This window comes from Jannaschia sp. GRR-S6-38 (assembly GCF_029853695.1).
Taxonomy (GTDB): domain Bacteria; phylum Pseudomonadota; class Alphaproteobacteria; order Rhodobacterales; family Rhodobacteraceae; genus Jannaschia; species Jannaschia ovalis.
In genome coordinates this window covers 184,572-201,909 of record NZ_CP122537.1, presented here as the reverse complement: position 1 = coordinate 201,909, position 17,338 = coordinate 184,572, and the positions used below count along the sequence as shown (strand labels likewise).

Here is a 17,338-nt window from a genome sequence, read left to right as displayed (position 1 = left end):
CACCGATGCTGACCAAGAAGATCGCGCTGGCCGGGGCGCTGGCCCTGATGGGCACCGCGGCCGCGGCCGATTGCGCCTTCGAGAACGAGACGCCGATCCGCAGCCTTTCGGCCGGGTTCGAGGCCTGGAAGGCCGTGACGGACGCGATGGCCGAATGCGGCAACGTGCAGGCCGAGCTGGACCAGGAGTTCCGCACCAAGCAGCCCGCCGCCTTCGCCGCGGACCCGTCGCTCTACGAGATCGGGGGCGTGTCGAACGGCACCGTCACGCCGCTGCTGAACGAGGGCACGATCCGTCCGCTCGACGACCTGGTCGAGAAATACGGCGAGAACCTTTCCGCCAACCAGCTGATCCGCGTGAACGGCGACGTCATGGCCATCGCGATGATGGTGAACACGCAGCACCTGATGTACCGCACCGACATCTTCGAGGATCTGGGTCTCGAGGTGCCGACCACCTATGACGAGGTGCTGGAGGCCGCCGCTGCCATCCAGGAGGCGGGCGTGGTCGAGTACCCGCTGGGCGCGACCATGGCGTCGGGCTGGAACCTCGCGCAGGATTTCAACAACATGTTCCTCGGCTTCGGCGGGACCTTCTACAACGACGACTCGACCCCGGCGGTGAATTCCGAAGCGGGGGTCCAGGCGCTCGAAATGATGAAGGCGCTCACCGAATACATGGATCCGGAATACCTCGTCAGCGACTCGACCTACGTCCAGCAGCAGTTCCAGCAGGGCAAGATCGCGATGGCGAACCTCTGGGCCAGCCGCGGCGGCGCGATGGATGACGCGGCCGAGAGCCAGGTCGTGGGTCTCGTCGGCTCGGCCGCTGCCCCCCGCGCCACGGCAGACGGCCCGCCCGCCACGACGCTCTGGTGGGACGGGATCGTGGTCGCCCGCAACATCCCCGACGAGGCCGCCGATGCCGCCTTCCGCGTCGCGATGGAGGGGCTGGATCAGGAGATGGTGCAGGCCAGCAACGACGACGCGATCTGGCTGGTCTCGGGCTACGAGCCGTCGGACATGGCGGCGGGCGCCATCGCCACGGCGACGGCCGATCCCGCGCCGATCAGCTATCCCTCGACCAGCCAGATGGGCCTGATGCACACCGCGCTGGGCAACGAGCTGCCGGCCTTCTTCACCGGGGAGCGTTCGGCGGAGGAGACACTGGCCGCGGTGGAGGAATCCTACATCGCGCAGGCCAAGGAAGCCGGCCTCCTGGAATGACCTGACCGATCACGACCCCGAGGGGCCCGGTCGCCAGCGGCGGCCGGGCCCCTTCGCGTTCCGGAGGAGGGCGCGTGCGACGAAAATCCGGCCAGCAAGAGGTTCGGTTCATCATTGCGAATTAGGAAGGCCACGACGTCGCAGGATGTGGCCCCCGAATTCATGATGCGCTGACCCATGGCCGTTCATTTCTCGGAAATCGGGTATACCGACGCCCCGCCGAATTTCTTCGAGGTCGCCGCGCCGGCCGGCACGGACATGTCCGGCTATTCCATCGCGATCTACGGCGCGTCGGGCGTCCTGCAGACGACGATGACCTTCGGGACGCCGGATGCGACGATGTTCGGCCAGGATGTCTATTCCTTCGACGAAAGCTCGCCGGGCTACGCGGAATACGGGGCGAGCGAGGCGCTGGCGCTGGTCGATGGCGACGGCAACGTCGTCCAGTTCGTGTCCTTCGAGGGCAAGACCGTCACACCGGGTTCGGGCCCGGCCGCCGGGGTGACGAGCGAGGATCTCGGCTTCCTTGAATCCGGCGAGACCTTCGAGACCCGGGACGGCGGCGCGACCTATTCCGCGCAATCCGCGCCGAACCAGGGAACCGTGCCCTGCTTCGCGCGGGGCACCCTGATCGCGACCCCCGAGGGGCCGCGCCCGGTGGAGGCGCTGCGCCCGGGGGACCGCGTCACGACGGTGGATCGGGGGGCGCAGCCGGTCGTCTGGGCGTGGTCGGGCCCGCAGATGCTGGCGGCGGTGGCGGCGGATGCGCGACCGATCCTCATCGCGGCGGGCGCGCTGGGTCCCGGGCGCCCGGCCCGCGACCTGGTGGTTTCGCCGCAGCACCGGGTTCTCGTGGGCGGCTTGGGGCAGATGATGGCCCTTTTCGCGGGCGAACGGCTCGTCGCGGCCAAGGCGCTGACCGCGTTGCCAGGGGTCCGGTTCATGCGCGGTCGGCGGGCGGTGGACTGGGTGCACCTGGCCTTCGCGCGGCACGAGCTGATCCTCGCCGAAGGCTGCATCGCGGAGTCGCTGCTGCTGCGACGCATGGTCTGGGCGGGCCTGAACGCGGCGGATCGCCGGGCCTTGCGGACGCTGTTCGGCTGCATCCCCGCGGGGTCCGATTGCGCGAACGGGCCGCCCGCCCGGGTGATCCTGCGCGTGGCCGAGGCGCAGGGGATCCTCCGGCGCGCAAAGGGCGGCGTCCGGGACGCGGGTCCGGAGCGCATGGCCGGCTAGTCTGCGGGGTCCGGTCCGGCGGCGGGGTCCGGCCCAAGCGCCCGCAGGCGGACCCGCGCGCCGAAGCGGCTTTGTCCGACCGAGAAGGGAAAGGCGTCGAGCGCCGTATCGGGCAGCACGGCCGCGCCGTCGGTCAGCGCATTCAGCCCGGGCCAGCCGTCGCGGATCCACACCGCGCCGGGCGGCATGCGCGGCGTGACCTTGGCACGCGCCCGGAAGGCGCCGCGGGTATTGGCGACCTCAATCGCGCTGCCATCGGCGACCCCGTGCCGCGCGGCATCGGCGGGCGCGATCCAGAGATCGGGCGCGTCCTCGCGCGCCGCGAGCGTCGGCAGGGCGCGGGCGTGGTCGTAGAAGGCGTGGAAATGCGCGAAGGTGCGGCCATGCGCGAGCCGGAGGCCGTCGCCCTCCGCCGTGTCCGGGCATTCGGGCAGCGCGGGCAGGCCCATCGCGGCGGCGCGGGCCGAGACGAACTCGATCTTGCCCGAGGGCGTGGTGAATTCGCGCGTCGGATAGGCCACGTCGGAGACCTTCAGCCGCACGCGCCCGCCGGCGGCGCGCAGATCCGCCACGGTGGTATGACCGGTCGCGGGATGGTCGAGCGCCGCGTCCATCGCCGCCTCCTGATCGGGCCAGGGATAGACATCGGCGACGCCCAGCCGCTCGGCCAGGCCGCGATAGATCGCATCGGCCGGCCGGGCCGCGCCCGCGGCAGGCAGCGCGCGGTCGGAGAGGTGGATATGCGTGTTGGTCGACTTGGCGCCGATCTCCTCCAGCCAGATGGTCGAGGGCAGGACGATATCGGCCGCTTCGCGCATCGTCTGGTTGGGGAAGATGTCGTGGAAGACGACCAGCTCGGCCCGGGCCAGCGCCGCGCGGACCCGGTTGCTGTCGGGGAATGACGACAGGATGTTCGAGCCGATCGAGACCAGCACCTTGATCGCACCGCTTTCCAGCGCCGCGACGATCGCCTCCATCTGGTTGGGAATGCGCCGCGGGGCCGTGCGGCGATCGGCGGCCGACAGATCGGCGAAGCCCGCGCCGTGGCTGCGCCCGCCATGCCGGGGCCCGAGCCCACCGCCGGGCCGCCCGTAATCGCCGGTCAGCGCGGGCAGGCAGGCGATGGCGCGCGCGGCCTGCCAGCCGTTGTCGCCCTTGTGCAGCGACGAGCCGCCCATGACGATCATCGCCGGACGGGTGGCGGCGTAGCGGCGGGCCAGCGCCGCGATCCGCTCGGCGGGCAGGCCGGTCCGCGCCGCGGCCCAGTCGGGCGTCATCGGAGCGAGGTGCCGGGCCAGCTCGGCGAAGCCCAGGGTGTGTTCGGCGACGAGTTCGGCATCGTGGCGCCCCTCCGCCACGATCACGTGCATCATCGCCAGCGCCAGCGCCGTATCCGAGCCGGGACGCAGAAGGATCACCTCGTCGGCCAGCGCCGAGGCTTCGGTGCGGCGGATGTCGATGGCGACCACATGCGCCCCACGCCGCTTGGCGATCTCGACATGGCGCATCGTGTTGGCCTGGCTGACGGTGTTGGCAGCCCAGAGGATCACGAGCTCGGAATTGGCCGACATGTCCTCCTTCGTGGAGGTCTCGATCGCACCGGTCAGGCCCGCCCCGAAGGCGCCGAGGCCCCAGCAGACCATGGCGGGGTTCCAGCCTTCGCAGCCGTAGAGATTGACGAAGCGGTCCATTTGCGCGCGCTTGAGCCCGAAGGCGTAGTCGTTGGCCCAGTTGCCGTGGCCCTGCCAGAAGCCGACCGCCCCGGGGCCCACGGCGCGCATCGTCGCGGCGATGGCGTCCAGCGCGGCATCCCAGTCGGTCGCATGCCAGTCGCCGCCGCGGCGCGACCGCATGAGCGGGGTCAGCAGGCGCCGGTCGTTGCCCACGATCTCATGCGCCGCCTTGCCGCGCATGCAGAGAAACCCCTCGCTGTCGGGGTTGCTGACGTCGCCCGCGATCCCGACCAGCCGGTCATCCGCGACCGTCACCGTCATCCCGCACAGCGTCGGATGGCAGTTCATCGGGCACATCGTCGTGACGGTTCGCTGTCGCGGCATGGCGCGCCCTCCCGGCTTGCGTGATGCTGGGGTGAGCCTGCCCGAAGCCGGGGCCCGGGGCCAGCGCAGGGGCCGACGGAGCGCGCCAAAGAAACCGGGTGACAGTCGCCGAATACCTATGCAACGCTTTCCGCGATCCAGCCGCCGGGGGGCACCGAGGTGAAGTTTCGCACGTTCGCGCTGTTCGTCGGGCCGTCGATCCTGCTGATGGTGCTGTTCATCGCTTTTCCGCTGGCGATGGTGCTAATCAACTCCTTCCAGGTCACCAACCCCGTCTTCACCACCCAATCGGTCGAGACCTGCACCCCCGGCTTCCTGACCCAGACCTGCACCACCGAGATCAAGACGATCCCGGTGCTGGACGAGGCCGGCAAGACCGTCACGCGGACCGAATGGGTGGGGCTGTCGAGCTATGCCAACGTGCTGGGCGGCGACCGCGCGTTGCGGGCGCTAAGCGATTTCGACCTGGGCGCCCTGTTGCAGATCGATTTCTGGAAGGCGCTGCGCTTCACCGTGACCTTCACACTGATCACGCTGCCCCTGGTGATCGGGCTGGGCCTCGCCATCGCGGTGGTCGTCAACAACGCGGCGCGGGCGCTCAAGGGGCCGGTGATCTTCGTGTCGCTTCTGCCCTTCATCATCACGCCAGTGATCGGCGCGCTGTCGATCCGCTGGCTGTTCTACGGCGACGGCATCGTCACGGTCTGGCTCGAGGCGCTCTTCGCGACGGACCTGTCGATCGCGGCCAATGGCTGGGCGATCGAGTTCCTGATGATGTTCTACCGCGTCTGGCACGTCGCGCCCTTCGCCTTCGTGATCTTCTATGCGGGGCTGCAGACGGTGAACCAGGACACGCTGGAATCGGCGATCATCGACGGCGCCTCGCGCTGGGAGCGGTTGCGCTACGTCGTCATCCCGCACCTGATGCCGCTGATCGTCTTCGTGACGCTGATCCACCTGATGGACGCCTATCGCGCCTTCGAGGAGGTGATCGGCTTCTCGTCGCAGAGCTACCGGATCACGCTGCAATACCTGACCTACGACTACCTGACGCCCGACGACTCGGGGAACCGGGCGGTCAGCTCGGCCTCGGCCTCGGCGATGCTGACGATGATCGGGGTCGTCATCCTGCTGGCCGCGCCGCTGCGGCGCACCTGGCGCGACCACCGAGGGAGCTGAGCCGATGTCCGACGCCTCCCTGCCGCGCGCGATGCGCCAGCCGGCCACGCTGAAGGCCGCGTCGAACGCCTTCCTCCTGGTCTGGCTGTTCCTGGCGGCGTTCCCGCTGTTCTGGATCCTGGCGATGAGCTTCAAGTCGCCGGTCGACGCCTTCTCCTCCTCGGCCTGGGAGGTGATCCGCGGCCCGCGCACGCTGTCCGACGGCAACGGGCTGTCGCTGGTCGACATCGCGCTGGGGATCGCCGTGTTCTGGCTGTCGGTGAAGGCCGCGACGCGCTGGCTGATGCCGATGGCGGCGGGCGACGGGACGCTGCAGCGCATCTTCAGCTGGGCCGTGATCGCGCTCGGGTTCGCGGTCCTCTTCGTCATCGGCTTCTTCGTCGCCGTGCCCTGGGTCGCGGGCCCGCTCGAGGCGCTGCTCGGCCCGCTGGGCCGCCCGGTGTTGGGGCTGACGACCCAGCATTACGAGGCGGTCTGGGTCGAGAACGCCTTCTACGAGAACTTCCAGAACTCGCTGATCGTGACCTTCGGCGTGGTCTCGGTCTCGCTGACGGTGGGGACGTTGGCGGGCTACGGGCTAGCGCGGTCGGGCTCGACGCTGGCCTTCTGGATCCTGATCGTGGCGCTGGTCTTCCGCGCGCTGCCGCATTCGGTGCTGGTGGCGGGCTACCTGCCGGTCTTCATCAACTCCGCCGAGATCCTGCGCCCGATCCTGGGCGAGAACGCCCCCACGCTCTACGGCCAGCCGCTGGCGGTGATCGCGGTGCTGGTCTCGATCAACCAGCCCTTCACGATCTGGATGCTGCGCTCGTTCTTCCAGAACATCCCCGTCGATCTGGACGAAAGCGCGCGCGTCGATGGCTGCACCCATTTCCAGGCCTTCCGCTGGGTGATCATGCCGGTGATGTGGCCGGGCGTCATCACGACGGGGCTGTTCAGCTTTCTGCTGGCCTATAACGACTTCCTCGTGACCTCGCTCCTGCTGGATGCGTCGAACCAGACCATGGTCCCGGCCATCGCGGGCTATTTCAACCGCGAGACGACGACGACCGACCAGGTCGAGGCGGTGGCCGCCGCCGTGTCGATCACCGCGCCGCTGTTCCTTCTGGTGATGATCTTCCAGCGCCAGATCGTCTCGGGGCTGACGGCGGGGGCGGTGAAGGGCTGAACCGGCCCGCGCGCGTCCCCGACGGATTTCGGGCCGGGGGACGGATGGAACCGGACCCTGCGAAAGGGCTTTCCCAAGCTCGCGGCCCGGCCTAGGTCGGCATCATGCGAATTCTGTTTCTCGGCGATGTGATGGGGCGGTCGGGCCGCAATGCCGTGGCCGAGCGGCTGCCCGGCCTGCGCGCCGATTGGCAGCTCGATGCGGTGGTGGTCAACGGCGAGAACGCCTCCTCCGGGCGGGGGCTGAACGCCGCGCAGGCCAACGCGCTGTTCGAGGCCGGCGCGGATGTCGTCACGCTGGGCGACCACGCCTTCGACCAGAAGGACATGATGCAGGCGATCGAGGGCGATCCGCGCATCCTGCGGCCGGTGAACTACGCGAAATCCGCCCCCGGACGCGGCGCCCGGATCTACGAGATCGGCGGCCGCAAGCTGCTGGTGGCGCAGGTGCTGGGCCGGGTTTTCATGTCGCGCAGCTACGACGATCCCTTCGCGGTGATGGAGACGATCCTCAAGGGTCAGACGCTGGGCAAGACGGTCGACGCGATCCTCGTCGACATGCATTGCGAGGCGACGTCGGAGAAGATGGCGATGGGCCATTTCTGCGACGGGCGCGCCAGCATCGTGGTCGGCACCCACACCCATGTGCCCACGGCCGATGCCTGCATCCTGCCCGGCGGCACCGCCTACCAGACCGATGCTGGCATGTGCGGCGACTACGATTCGGTGATCGGCATGCAGAAGGCCGAGCCGCTGCGCCGCTTCGTGATCGGGATGCCGAAGGACCGGTTCGAGCCCGCGCTGGGCGAGGCCACGCTTTGCGGGCTTTTCGTCGAGACCGACGACGCGACGGGTCTGGCGAAGACCATCGCGCAGGTCCGCGTCGGCGGCCGGCTGGGGCAGGCGGGGCCGTGATGGGCTCGATTCCGTTCGCACGTCGCCCGTCGGCCGGCGTCCGGCCGAAGCCGCTCCATCAGCGCGCGGGGGTCTCCGCGGCCACCTCCTTCGCGGTGGCGCAACCGGTGGCGGGGCTTGGGCGTCCGGTCCGACCAAAGGGGCGCGCCGCATGACCTGGCTCGACATTCCGCAGGAGGCGCAGGCCTGGATCACGCTCGCCACGCTCGTGGTGATGCTCGGCCTCTTCGTCCGCGAGGTCTATCCGACGGAGGTCGTGGCCATGGGCGGCGCGGGGTTCCTGCTGGCGCTGGGCATCCTGCCCTATGACGCCGGCGTGGAGGTGCTGTCGAACCCCGCGCCCTGGACCATCGCCGCGATGTTCCTGCTGATGGGGGCGCTGGTGCGCACGGGCGCGCTGGACTGGTTCACCCGCTACGCCGAAGCGCGCGCATCGACGCGGCCCCGGCTGGCGATCGGGCTTCTGCTGCTCTTCGTGCTGGTCGCCTCGGCTTTCGTCGCCAACACGCCGGTCGTCGTCGTGATGATCCCGGTCTTCGTGCAACTGGCCCGGGCGATGGAGCTTGCGCCCTCGAAGCTGCTGATCCCCCTGTCCTACGCCTCGATCCTCGGCGGCACGATCACCCTGATCGGGACGTCCACCAACCTGCTGGTCGACGGCGTGGCCCGGGCGCGGGGGCTCGAGGCCTTCTCGATCTTCGAGGTCGCGCCGCTGGCCATCCCGCTCTCGGTGGTGGGCATGGCCTATCTCTACCTCGTCGGCCGGCACCTGCTGCCCGAGCGGACATCGATGGCGCAGATGCTGGGCGGCAACCGCAAGGCGCAGAAATTCTTCGCCGAAGCCGTCATCCCGCCCGATTCCAACCTGATCGGGCGCGAGGTGACGGGCGTGAAGCTGTTCCAGCGCGAGGGCGTCCGGCTGATCGACGTGGTGCGCGGCGACCGCTCGCTCCGCCGCGCGCTCAAGGGCGTGGTCCTGCAGGTGGGCGACCGCGTCATCCTGCGCACCGAGATCGCCGAGCTTTTAACGCTGCAGCGCAACCCTGATCTCAAGCGCATCGACCAGGTCGGCGCGGTCGAGACGAAGACGGTCGAGGTGCTGATCACGCCGGACGCGAAGATGGTCGGGCGGCGGCTCGGCGCGCTGCGTCTGCGGCGCCGCTACGGGGTCTATCCGCTGGCGCTGCACCGGCGCGACCGCAACGTGTCGGGACCGCTCGACGATGTCGTCGTCCGGGTCGGGGACACGCTGCTGATCGAGGGGGCGGCCGAAGACATCCAGCGCATGTCGGCGGAGCTGAATCTCGTGGATGTCAGCACGCCGTCGGACCGTGCCTTCCGGCGCGAGCGCGCCTGGATCCCGGTGGCCGCCGTGGCGGGGATCGTCGCGCTCTCGGCGCTGGACCTCGCGCCGATCCTGGCGCTCGCGGTGATGGGGGCGGTGATCGTCCTGATGACGCGTTCCGTCGATGCCGACGAGGCCTTCGGCTTCGTCGACGGACGGCTTCTGGCGATGATCTTCGCGATGCTGGCCGTCGGCGCGGCGCTCGAGGCGTCGGGCGCGGTCGAGATGATCGTCGATGCGGTGGCGCCCTTTCTGGAAGGTGCGCCGGGCCCGCTTCTGGTGCTGGCGGTGTTCGGGCTGACGACGATCCTGACCGAAACCGTGTCGAACAACGCCGTCGCCGTGGTCGTGACCCCCGTCGCCATCGCGCTGGGCGAGGCGCTGGGCGTCGACCCGCGGCCGCTGGTGGTGGCGGTGATGGTGGGGGCCAGCTGTGCCTTCTCGACACCGATCGGCTACCAGACGAACATGCTGGTTTACGGCCCGGGGGGCTACCGGTTTACGGACTTCCTGAAAGTCGGTATCGGCATGAACATCATCGTCGCGCTGGTCTCGGCGGTCCTGATCCCGGTGATCTGGCCGCTGTGAACCCCCAGGAGAATATGCCCATGCGCCCAAGCCTCGCCGTCCTCGCTCCGCTTGCCCTGGCCGCGTGCCAGCCCCTCGGGTCCGAGACCGGCGGCGGCGGGTTCGACATCCCACCGGGCGAGGTGCGCGTCGCGGGTGTGCAGGCGTCGGGCAGCCGCGTGACCCTCGCCATGTCGAACGGGACGCGCTGCATCGGGCTGCGCCCCGAGGGCACGCAGAGCGGCTGGTCCGGCGTCACCGGCGATTGCGGCTTCGCGCTGCCCTATGACGTGACCTTCAAGCAGGGCGGCGCACCGACGCGCTTCACCATCGAGGATCCGGCGGGTGCGATGAGCACGGACGGCGCGCTGGTGCCGCGGGCCGAGGTCTACGTGACGGATGTCGACGGCGTGCGCCGGCTCTTCATCGCGCCGCTCGGGCCGGGGACGCGGCTGACGACGGCGCCGGCCGCCGCCGCGAGCTAGGCCCGGCGGGCCGTCACTCGCCCGCCAGCAGCATCGCCCCGCGGGGCCGCAGCGACAGGCCGGCCGGGGCCGCGTGGCCCTGCTCCTCCAGGCGGACCAGCGCGTCGTTGAGGCGCCGCCGCGCGGCGGCGTTCTCGCCATTCCGCAGGATATAGCCGGCCAGCAGGGCGGTCAGCCACGGCCGGTTCATCCCGTCGAGCTTGCGCATCAGGCCGGCCTGGTAGCCCGGATCGTGCCGCCGCCGGCGCCAGAGCTCGGCAAATCCCGCCCGGGTCAGCTGGCCGTTCCCCGCCATCGCGACGACCCGGTCCAGGATCCCGATCTCGCGCAGGCGGGCCCAGATATCCTCGCCCGCATGGGGGGTGTTGAGGCGCAGGACGTGGTCGCCCTGGAACAGGCTCGCATGCATCGCGTCCGCCGCCCGCGTCGGGTCGGTGATCAGGTAGACCTGCGCCGCCGCCTCGATCATCTGTGCGGCGTTGCCGTAGCGGCTGGTGAAGTCGAGCGCGCGGCTCGAACGGAAGCGGCCTTCCCAGGGCGCGACCTCGCGGTCGAGCGTGGCATAGGGCTGGACCAGGCAGACGATCGCGCCGGGCGCGGCCACGCTGTAGGCACCCGCGGCATAGGCGCCGATCCCCCCGCCCGCGAAGATCACGCGCGCGTAATCGTCGAAGACGCCGTCATCCGTCAGCTGGTCGAAATAGGCATAGAGGGCCGGATCCCGGAACCAGGTCCGCCCGTCGCACATCACCGTCAGGGTCGACCACCGGCGCTTGCGCAAGAGCTTCGTCGACCAGGGAAGCCCCCCGGGCGTCTGGCGCAGCTGGTCCAGGTCCTCGAAGGACACGAGCAGCGTGTCGTTGCCCGATCGCCGCAGCACCATGTGATCGTCGCCCAGCGCCCGCAATTCGCCGTCCCGCCCGGCCGCCGCGGCTTCGAGCGCGGCGCGGTGATCCGTCCGGGAAAGCGCCGGTCCGGCGGATGCGAGGCTGTCGTCGGGCATCAAGGCCTCCGGTGCGTTGGGTCGCGTGATGGCGACAATAGCGCATCGACCGGGGCGATTCAGTCGCAAAATCGGCCCGGTCGCTTGATATTCCCCCCCGATTGTTCCCGTATCTGCCTCATTCTCGCCATTGATCCGTGACAATCGCCGAGGCCGAATGACGATCACCGTGGTGACCTGCCTGCGCGACGAGGGGCCGTTCCTGACCGAATGGCTGGCGCATCTGCGCGCGCTGGGCGTGGACCGGATCCTGGCCTTCACCAATGATTGCGCCGACGGGACCGAGGCGGTTCTGGACGCGCTCGCGCCGGCCGGCGTGACGCATGTTCCGCAGGGCGCGATCGCCGATCAGCCGGGCCAGACGCCGCAATGGCGCGCGATGGCGGCGGCTTGGGACCATCCGGCCTGCGACGCCGACTGGCTGCTGCATCTCGATCCCGACGAATACATCGCGCTGGAGGGCGCCGCGGACCTGCCCGGCCTGATCGCGGCCAACGCGGGCGCGCAGGCCATCGCGCTGCCCTGGCGGCTCTTCGGCTGGTCGGGCCGCGTGGCGGCGGGCGAGGGCACGACGCCCGAGCGGTTCCGCCGCGCCGCCCCGGCCGGGCTGGCCTATCCGGCGCTGGGCAGCTTCATCAAGACGCTGTTCCACCGCGAGGGGCCCTTCACCGGCTTCGGCATCCACCGGCCGAGGCAATCCGCGGTGCCGGTGTTTCACGACGATTGCGGGCGACCCGATCCCGAGCTCGCCGCCGCGCAGGGCCGCATCCTGCTCTGGCGCGGCGGCGCGGCGCCCGCGGGCCGCATGGTGCAGCTCAACCACTACTCCGTCCGCTCGGTCGAGGAGTTCCTGGTCAAGCGCGAACGGGGCCTCCCCAACCGCGTGGGCAAGCCGATCGATCTGACCTATTGGGTCGAGCGCAATTTCAACCAGGTCGAGGACGATATGATCGCGCCGCAACTGCCCGCGATGGGCGTCGAGCTGGCGCGGCTGCGGGCCTTGCCGGGCCTGGCCGGGGCCGAAACCGCGAGCCGCGCCTGGCACGCCGCGCGGCTGAAGGCGATCCTCGCCACGCCCGAGGGGGCGACGCTGGCCGGGCGGCTGGTGCTGGCCGGCGGCAGCCATGCGCCCGATGCGGCGCTGGGCCGGCGGCTGATCGCGATGCGCCGCCGGGCCGAGGCGGGGGCCGCGGCATGATCCACGAGCGGCGGCTGGCGGGAACGACGATTGGCGCGCTGCGGGTGATCGAGCTGCTGGCCGATGGCGAGACCTTCCGGCTGTTCCTGGGGGCGGGGGCCAATCCGAAGGCGATCCGGCCGGTGCCGGGGACGACGCCCGAGCGCGTACAGCTGGTCGGCGGCGCGCTGATCGTGCGCGGGACGCTGCAGGGCGCGGTGCTGTCGCTGCCCATGGGCGACGGGCCGGCGCTGCCCGCGCCCTCGGCGCCCGAGCCCGCGCTGCGCGCGCCCTCGGCGCCCGAGCCCGCGCTCCTCGCCGGTCGCCGCGTCCTCATGGGCCAGCGCAACGGCGAGACGCCGGAGCTGGTCGCCGATTGGCTGCGCTACCATGCCGAGACGCAGGGCGCGGATGCCGCGCTGATCGTCGACCGGACGCGGCCCGGTGAGGCCCCGCTGACTGATGCGCTGCGCGCCATGGATGCGGTGCCGGGCATGGCGGCGGTGGTCGTGGTGACATCGCCCGTGCCGCTGGGCCGCGGCCCGTCGGAGCGGCACCCGATCACGGCGCCGGACGCGCCTGGCAAGGACCGCATGACGGTGCCCGCCGATGACGACTGGACCGCGCCGCTGAGCGAGATGGCGCTGTGGGAGGCGCTGCGCTGGCGCTTCCTGACCGAGGCGCGCGCCGTGGCCTTCCTCGACGTCTCGGACCTGCTCGCGCCCGCGTCGCCGGGTCGCCGCGCCTTCGACCTGATCGAAGGGGCGGAGCCGCCGGTCGTGCCGCTTCTGGGCCGCCGGGTCTTTCCGTGGCGCATCCGCAAGGGTCGGGCGCCGGCCTTCGGCGACCATGTCTGCGACCAGTTCGACAATCCGCGCGGCAACCGCCGCTGGGTGGCCGACCCGCGCCGCGTGCCCGAGGAGGAGCCCTTCCGCCTGGTCCGCGTGGGCGGGCTGAAGCCCGATCCGCTGAAATCGGCCTTCTTCCTGCGCTGCATGGGCGCGCGGGTGAACGAGGATCTGGGCCTGCCGCTGGCGCCAAAGGCCGGGCTGGTGGTCGATGATGACCTGCTGGCGCTGGCGCGGGACGGGTTCGCCGCCGATCCGATCCTGCCCCCCGTCTCGCAGGACAAGGGCGGCGCGCATCTGCCGGCCAGCGTGCCGGGGCGCACGGCCATCGTGACCTGCATGAAGAACGAGGGGCCCTTCATCCTCGAATGGATCGCCTATCACCGGGCGATCGGGGTGGACGATTTTCTGATCTACACCAACGACTGCACCGACGGCACCGACCGCATGCTGGACCTTTTGCAGGCGCAGGGCATCGTCCAGCATCGCGAGAACCCGTTCCGCGAGATGGAGGACATGAAGCCCCAGCACGCCGCGCTGGCCGCGGCGGAGTCCGAGCCGGTCATGGCGCGGGCGGGCTGGGCCATCTGCATGGATGTGGACGAGTTCATCTCGGTCCATGCCGGGGACGGGCATCTGCGCGACCTCTACGCGGCGGTGGGCGACGCCAACATGATCTCGCTGACCTGGCGGCTGTTCGGCAACGCCGATCTCGAGAGTTTCGAGGACGCATCGACGCTCGCCCGCTTCGACCGCTGCGCGCCCGAGCTGATCCGCAAGCCGCACCAGGCCTGGGGTTTCAAGACGCTGTTCCGGAACGTGGGCACCTACAAGAAGATGGGCGTGCATCGCCCCAAAGGCCTGCGCCCCGATCTCTGGGAGCAGATCAGCTGGGTCAACGGCTCGGGCCAGCCGATGCCGAAGGAGATGCTGCGCACCGGCTGGCGCTCGACGCTGGAGACGTACGGCTACGACCTCGTGACGCTGAACCATTACGCGGTGCGCGACGCCGAAAGCTTCCTCGTCAAGCGCGACCGGGGCCGGGTGAACCATGTCGAGCGCGACCAGGGTCTGGGCTACTGGTTTCGTATGAACAACAACGCCGAACGCGACACGGCGATCCAGCGTATGATCCCGGCGATGGCGGCCGAGCTGGAGGCGCTGCGCGCGCTCCCGGGCGTGGCCGCGCAACATGCGGCCTGCGTCGCCGCCCACCGCGCGAGGATCGCCGAGCTGAAGGCGACGGAGGGCTTCGCGGCCATCTATGACGAGCTCAGGTCCGAGCGGATGCGCCGGCTGTCGCGGATGCACGCGCATTTCGGGGCCAATGTCTTCCTTGCGGGCCCCGATGCGGTGCCCGACGCGGTGGCGATGGCCGACCATCCCGAGGATTTCTTCTTCACCGTGGGCGAGGTGGAGGAGACGGCGCATTAGGCGCGCGCGTCAGCCGTCGCAGATCCCCTGCAGGCTGAGCCAGGTCGTGTCGTCGAGCACGGGCGGCAGGTCCGCAGCACCGGGCGCGCCGGCGGGCAGCCCCGCGTCGCGCGCGAAGGGCGCCCAGTCGAGGCGCGCCGCCGCGAAGCCGTCCCGCAGGAGCGCGGCATCGGCCAGCGCCGGGTCCGAGAGCAGCAAGCCCTCGACATGGCCCGCGATCGCCTCCTCCGTCACCTCGCCCGAGGCCAGCAGGCGCATCAGGTCGAACGGGCCGAGCCCGGCCAGCAGATCGCGCAGCGGCGGCTCCAGCCGAGCGGTGAGGGCGGTGGCGAGCAGGTGGCCCGCAGCGACGGCGGGCTCGTCCTGCGTCACCAGCACGCTGTCGGACAGGACGAACAGGTCGCCCGGCAGGGCGAGCGCGGGCTGGGGCAGGTCGCGCAGCACCGCGAGGCGCATGTCGGCGCCGGGCACGAGCCGTGCTTCGAGGATATCCAGCGCCTCGGCCCCCAGGATCGCGTCGCAGGGCGGGCCGGTCAGCGCCGTCAGCTCGGTCAGAAGCCGCTGGCCGATCTCGGCGCGTTGCGGGGCGGGCATCATGCGCGCCGCCTGGTCGCGCATCGCGCCTGGCAGCCAGATCGCGACGAGCCCGGCGGCGAAGCCGAGGCCCAGCCCGATCAGCACGCGGCGCAGCGCGCCCGGCCGGCGCCGGCCCATCGCGACGGCGGCCGCGAGCCGCTCCAGCGCGGCGACCATCTCGGGCTCGGCGATCTCCAGCTCCTCGCCCGCGCCGGGGGCCGGGACGTAGCGGGCCGGCATCTCGCCGGGGTTGAGCCGTTCCAGCGCGGGCAGCGACCAATGGCTGAGTGCCGCGCCTGCGCGGTCCTGCACCACGAGCTCGGCCTCGCCGATCGCGATATAGACCTCGCGGCGCTGGGCACCGGCCGTCTCGCGCCAGAGCGCGACGGTCTCGAAGCGGTCGATCCCCTCGAGCGCGGTCAAGCGGATGCCGCCTCCGCTTCGTCGCGGACCTGCTTGCGCAGGACGAATTTCTGGATCTTGCCGGTCGACGTCTTGGGCAGGGGGCCGAAGACCACCGCCTTGGGCGTCTTGAATCCGGCCAAACGCTCGCGCGCGAAGGCGATCAGCTCCGCCTCGTTGGCCGTCGCGCCATCCTTCAGCTCGACGAAGGCGCAGGGCACCTCGCCCCATTTCTCGTCCGGCTTGGCCACCACGGCACAGAGCGAGACGGCGTCGTGATGCATCAGGCAGCCCTCGACCTCGACCGAGGAGACGTTCTCGCCGCCCGAAATGATGATGTCCTTCGCCCGGTCGGCGATCTGGATGTAGCCGTCGGGATGCTTGACCGCGATGTCGCCCGAGCGGAACCAGCCGCCCGCGAACGCCTCGGCCGTGGCCTCGGGATTGCGATAGTAGCCTTTCATCACGGCATTGCCGCGCATCGCGATCTCGCCCTGCGTCCGGCCGTCGGCGGGCACGGGGGCGCCGTCGTCGCCGAAGACCTCGACGCCTTCCATCATCGGGAAGGCCACGCCCTGCCGCGCCTTGAGCTGGGCGCGCGCCTCGGGCGCCTCGCCGGACCAGAGGTCGTCCTGCCAGACATTCTCGACGACATGGCCGTAGGTCTCGGTCAGGCCGTAGACATGAGTGACGTTGAAGCCGAGCGCTTCCATCTTGCCTAGCGTCGCGGCGGGCGGCGGGGCGCCGGCGGTATAGACCTCGACCACGTGGTCGAACGCGCGGCGTTCCGCGGCCGGGGCGTTGACCAGCGCGTTCAGCACGATGGGCGCGCCGCCGAAATGGGTCACGCCCTCGTCGGCGATGGCGTCGTAGATATCCTTGGCGGTGACGTCGCGCAGGCAGATCACCGTGCCGCCGACCAGCGGCATCATCCAGGTGTGGCACCAGCCGTTGCAGTGAAAGAGCGGCACCACGACCAGCACGCGCGGATGCAGCACGATGCGCCAGCTGACGACCGTGCCCATGGTGATCAGGTAGGCGCCGCGATGGTGGTAGACGACGCCCTTGGGCCGTCCGGTCGTGCCCGAGGTGTAGTTGAGTGCGAGGCTTTCCCATTCGTCCTGCGGCATGATCCAATCGAAGCCGGGATCGGCGGCGGCCAGCCGCTCCTCGTATTGAAGGTGCCGGCCGGAGGCGGGGAAGCCCGCCGCGGGATCGGGCACCTCGACGATCTCGGGCGGGTTGTCTAGCCGGGCGCAGGCGTCTTCCGCGAGGTCGAGGAATTGCGTGTCGACAAGCAGGACCTTGGCGCCGCCGTGATCGAGGATGTAGGCGACCGTGTCGGTGTCGAGCCGGGTGTTGATGGTGTTGAGCACCGCGCCGCAGGCGGGCACGCCGAAGCTCGCCTCGACCTGCGCGGGGATGTTGGGCAGGAGCGTCGCCACGACGTCGCCCGGCTCGATCCCCATGCCGGCCAGCATCGCCGCCTGGCGCGTCACGCGGTCGCGCAGATCGGCATAGCTGAACCGGCGGTCGCGGTAGACCACGGCCTCGCGCGCCGGCCAGATCGCGGCCGCACGGTTGAGATGGGACAGCGGCGTCAGCGCCACATGGTTCGCCGGGCCGCGGTCCAGCCCGCTTTCGTCCGCCATCCAGCCCATCTGCCCACCTCCGCGTTGCGTGTCCCCGCAGGGACCGCGATAGTGACGCGGGCAGGCGTC

The 17,338-nt window shown here is 70.6% G+C and carries 13 protein-coding genes; 9 read left to right on the top strand and 4 right to left on the bottom strand.

The window, feature by feature from the left end:
- Positions 1 to 5 precede the first annotated feature (5 nt).
- Together P8627_RS00950 and P8627_RS00945 are read left to right on the top strand one after the other, a co-directional pair.
- Positions 6 to 1,226: an ABC transporter substrate-binding protein gene (locus P8627_RS00950; protein ID WP_279965610.1), complete on the top strand. Its 1,221-nt coding sequence runs from the start codon at positions 6 to 8 to the stop codon at positions 1,224 to 1,226.
- A gap of 177 nt (positions 1,227 to 1,403) precedes the next feature.
- Positions 1,404 to 2,462, top strand: a complete 1,059-nt coding sequence (locus P8627_RS00945) for a Hint domain-containing protein (protein ID WP_279965609.1) — start codon at positions 1,404 to 1,406, stop codon at positions 2,460 to 2,462.
- Here P8627_RS00945 and P8627_RS00940 read toward each other — a convergent pair.
- The gene (locus P8627_RS00940) at positions 2,459 to 4,519 is read right to left on the bottom strand and encodes a molybdopterin-containing oxidoreductase family protein (protein ID WP_279965608.1); all 2,061 of its coding nucleotides are present in this window, start codon (positions 4,517 to 4,519) and stop codon (positions 2,459 to 2,461) included. The genes P8627_RS00945 and P8627_RS00940 overlap by 4 nt on opposite strands.
- A 159-nt stretch (positions 4,520 to 4,678) precedes the next feature.
- On the opposite strand from P8627_RS00940, the gene P8627_RS00935 reads away from it, so the two are divergent.
- From P8627_RS00935 to P8627_RS00915, 5 genes are all read left to right on the top strand, one after another.
- Positions 4,679 to 5,698 (top strand): carbohydrate ABC transporter permease, encoded by a 1,020-nt coding sequence (locus tag P8627_RS00935; protein WP_279965607.1) that lies wholly within the window; start codon positions 4,679 to 4,681, stop codon positions 5,696 to 5,698.
- Between the two features lie 4 nt (positions 5,699 to 5,702).
- Positions 5,703 to 6,866 (top strand): carbohydrate ABC transporter permease, encoded by a 1,164-nt coding sequence (locus P8627_RS00930; RefSeq protein ID WP_279965606.1) that lies wholly within the window; start codon positions 5,703 to 5,705, stop codon positions 6,864 to 6,866.
- Between the two features lie 104 nt (positions 6,867 to 6,970).
- A complete protein-coding gene (locus P8627_RS00925) occupies positions 6,971 to 7,780 on the top strand; it encodes a TIGR00282 family metallophosphoesterase (RefSeq protein WP_279965605.1) in 810 nt (269 codons plus the stop codon).
- 151 nt (positions 7,781 to 7,931) lie between these two features.
- Positions 7,932 to 9,713, top strand: coding sequence for an SLC13 family permease (locus tag P8627_RS00920; protein ID WP_279965604.1), 1,782 nt, complete (start codon positions 7,932 to 7,934; stop codon positions 9,711 to 9,713).
- Positions 9,714 to 9,733: 20 nt separating this feature from the next.
- Positions 9,734 to 10,177 (top strand): hypothetical protein, encoded by a 444-nt coding sequence (locus P8627_RS00915; RefSeq protein ID WP_279965603.1) that lies wholly within the window; start codon positions 9,734 to 9,736, stop codon positions 10,175 to 10,177.
- A 13-nt stretch (positions 10,178 to 10,190) separates the two neighbouring features.
- On the opposite strand, the gene P8627_RS00910 is transcribed toward P8627_RS00915, so the two are convergent.
- Positions 10,191 to 11,180: a phosphoadenosine phosphosulfate reductase gene (locus tag P8627_RS00910; RefSeq protein ID WP_279965602.1), complete on the bottom strand. Its 990-nt coding sequence runs from the start codon at positions 11,178 to 11,180 to the stop codon at positions 10,191 to 10,193.
- Between the two features lie 157 nt (positions 11,181 to 11,337).
- Between P8627_RS00910 and P8627_RS00905 the strand changes: the two genes are divergently transcribed.
- Together P8627_RS00905 and P8627_RS00900 are read left to right on the top strand one after the other, a co-directional pair.
- Complete coding sequence (locus P8627_RS00905; RefSeq protein ID WP_279965601.1) at positions 11,338 to 12,378, top strand: glycosyltransferase family 2 protein; 1,041 nt, start codon at positions 11,338 to 11,340, stop codon at positions 12,376 to 12,378.
- Positions 12,375 to 14,639 (top strand): glycosyltransferase family 2 protein, encoded by a 2,265-nt coding sequence (locus tag P8627_RS00900; protein ID WP_279965600.1) that lies wholly within the window; start codon positions 12,375 to 12,377, stop codon positions 14,637 to 14,639. The genes P8627_RS00905 and P8627_RS00900 overlap by 4 nt, the downstream gene beginning before the upstream one ends.
- Positions 14,640 to 14,648: 9 nt before the next feature.
- Here P8627_RS00900 and P8627_RS00895 read toward each other — a convergent pair whose 3' ends face one another.
- Together P8627_RS00895 and P8627_RS00890 are read right to left on the bottom strand one after the other, a co-directional pair.
- A complete protein-coding gene (locus P8627_RS00895; RefSeq protein ID WP_279965599.1) occupies positions 14,649 to 15,638 on the bottom strand; it encodes a hypothetical protein in 990 nt (329 codons plus the stop codon).
- Positions 15,635 to 17,278 (bottom strand): AMP-binding protein, encoded by a 1,644-nt coding sequence (locus P8627_RS00890; protein ID WP_279965598.1) that lies wholly within the window; start codon positions 17,276 to 17,278, stop codon positions 15,635 to 15,637. Before P8627_RS00890 ends, P8627_RS00895 begins: the two co-directional genes overlap by 4 nt.
- Positions 17,279 to 17,338 lie beyond the last annotated feature (60 nt).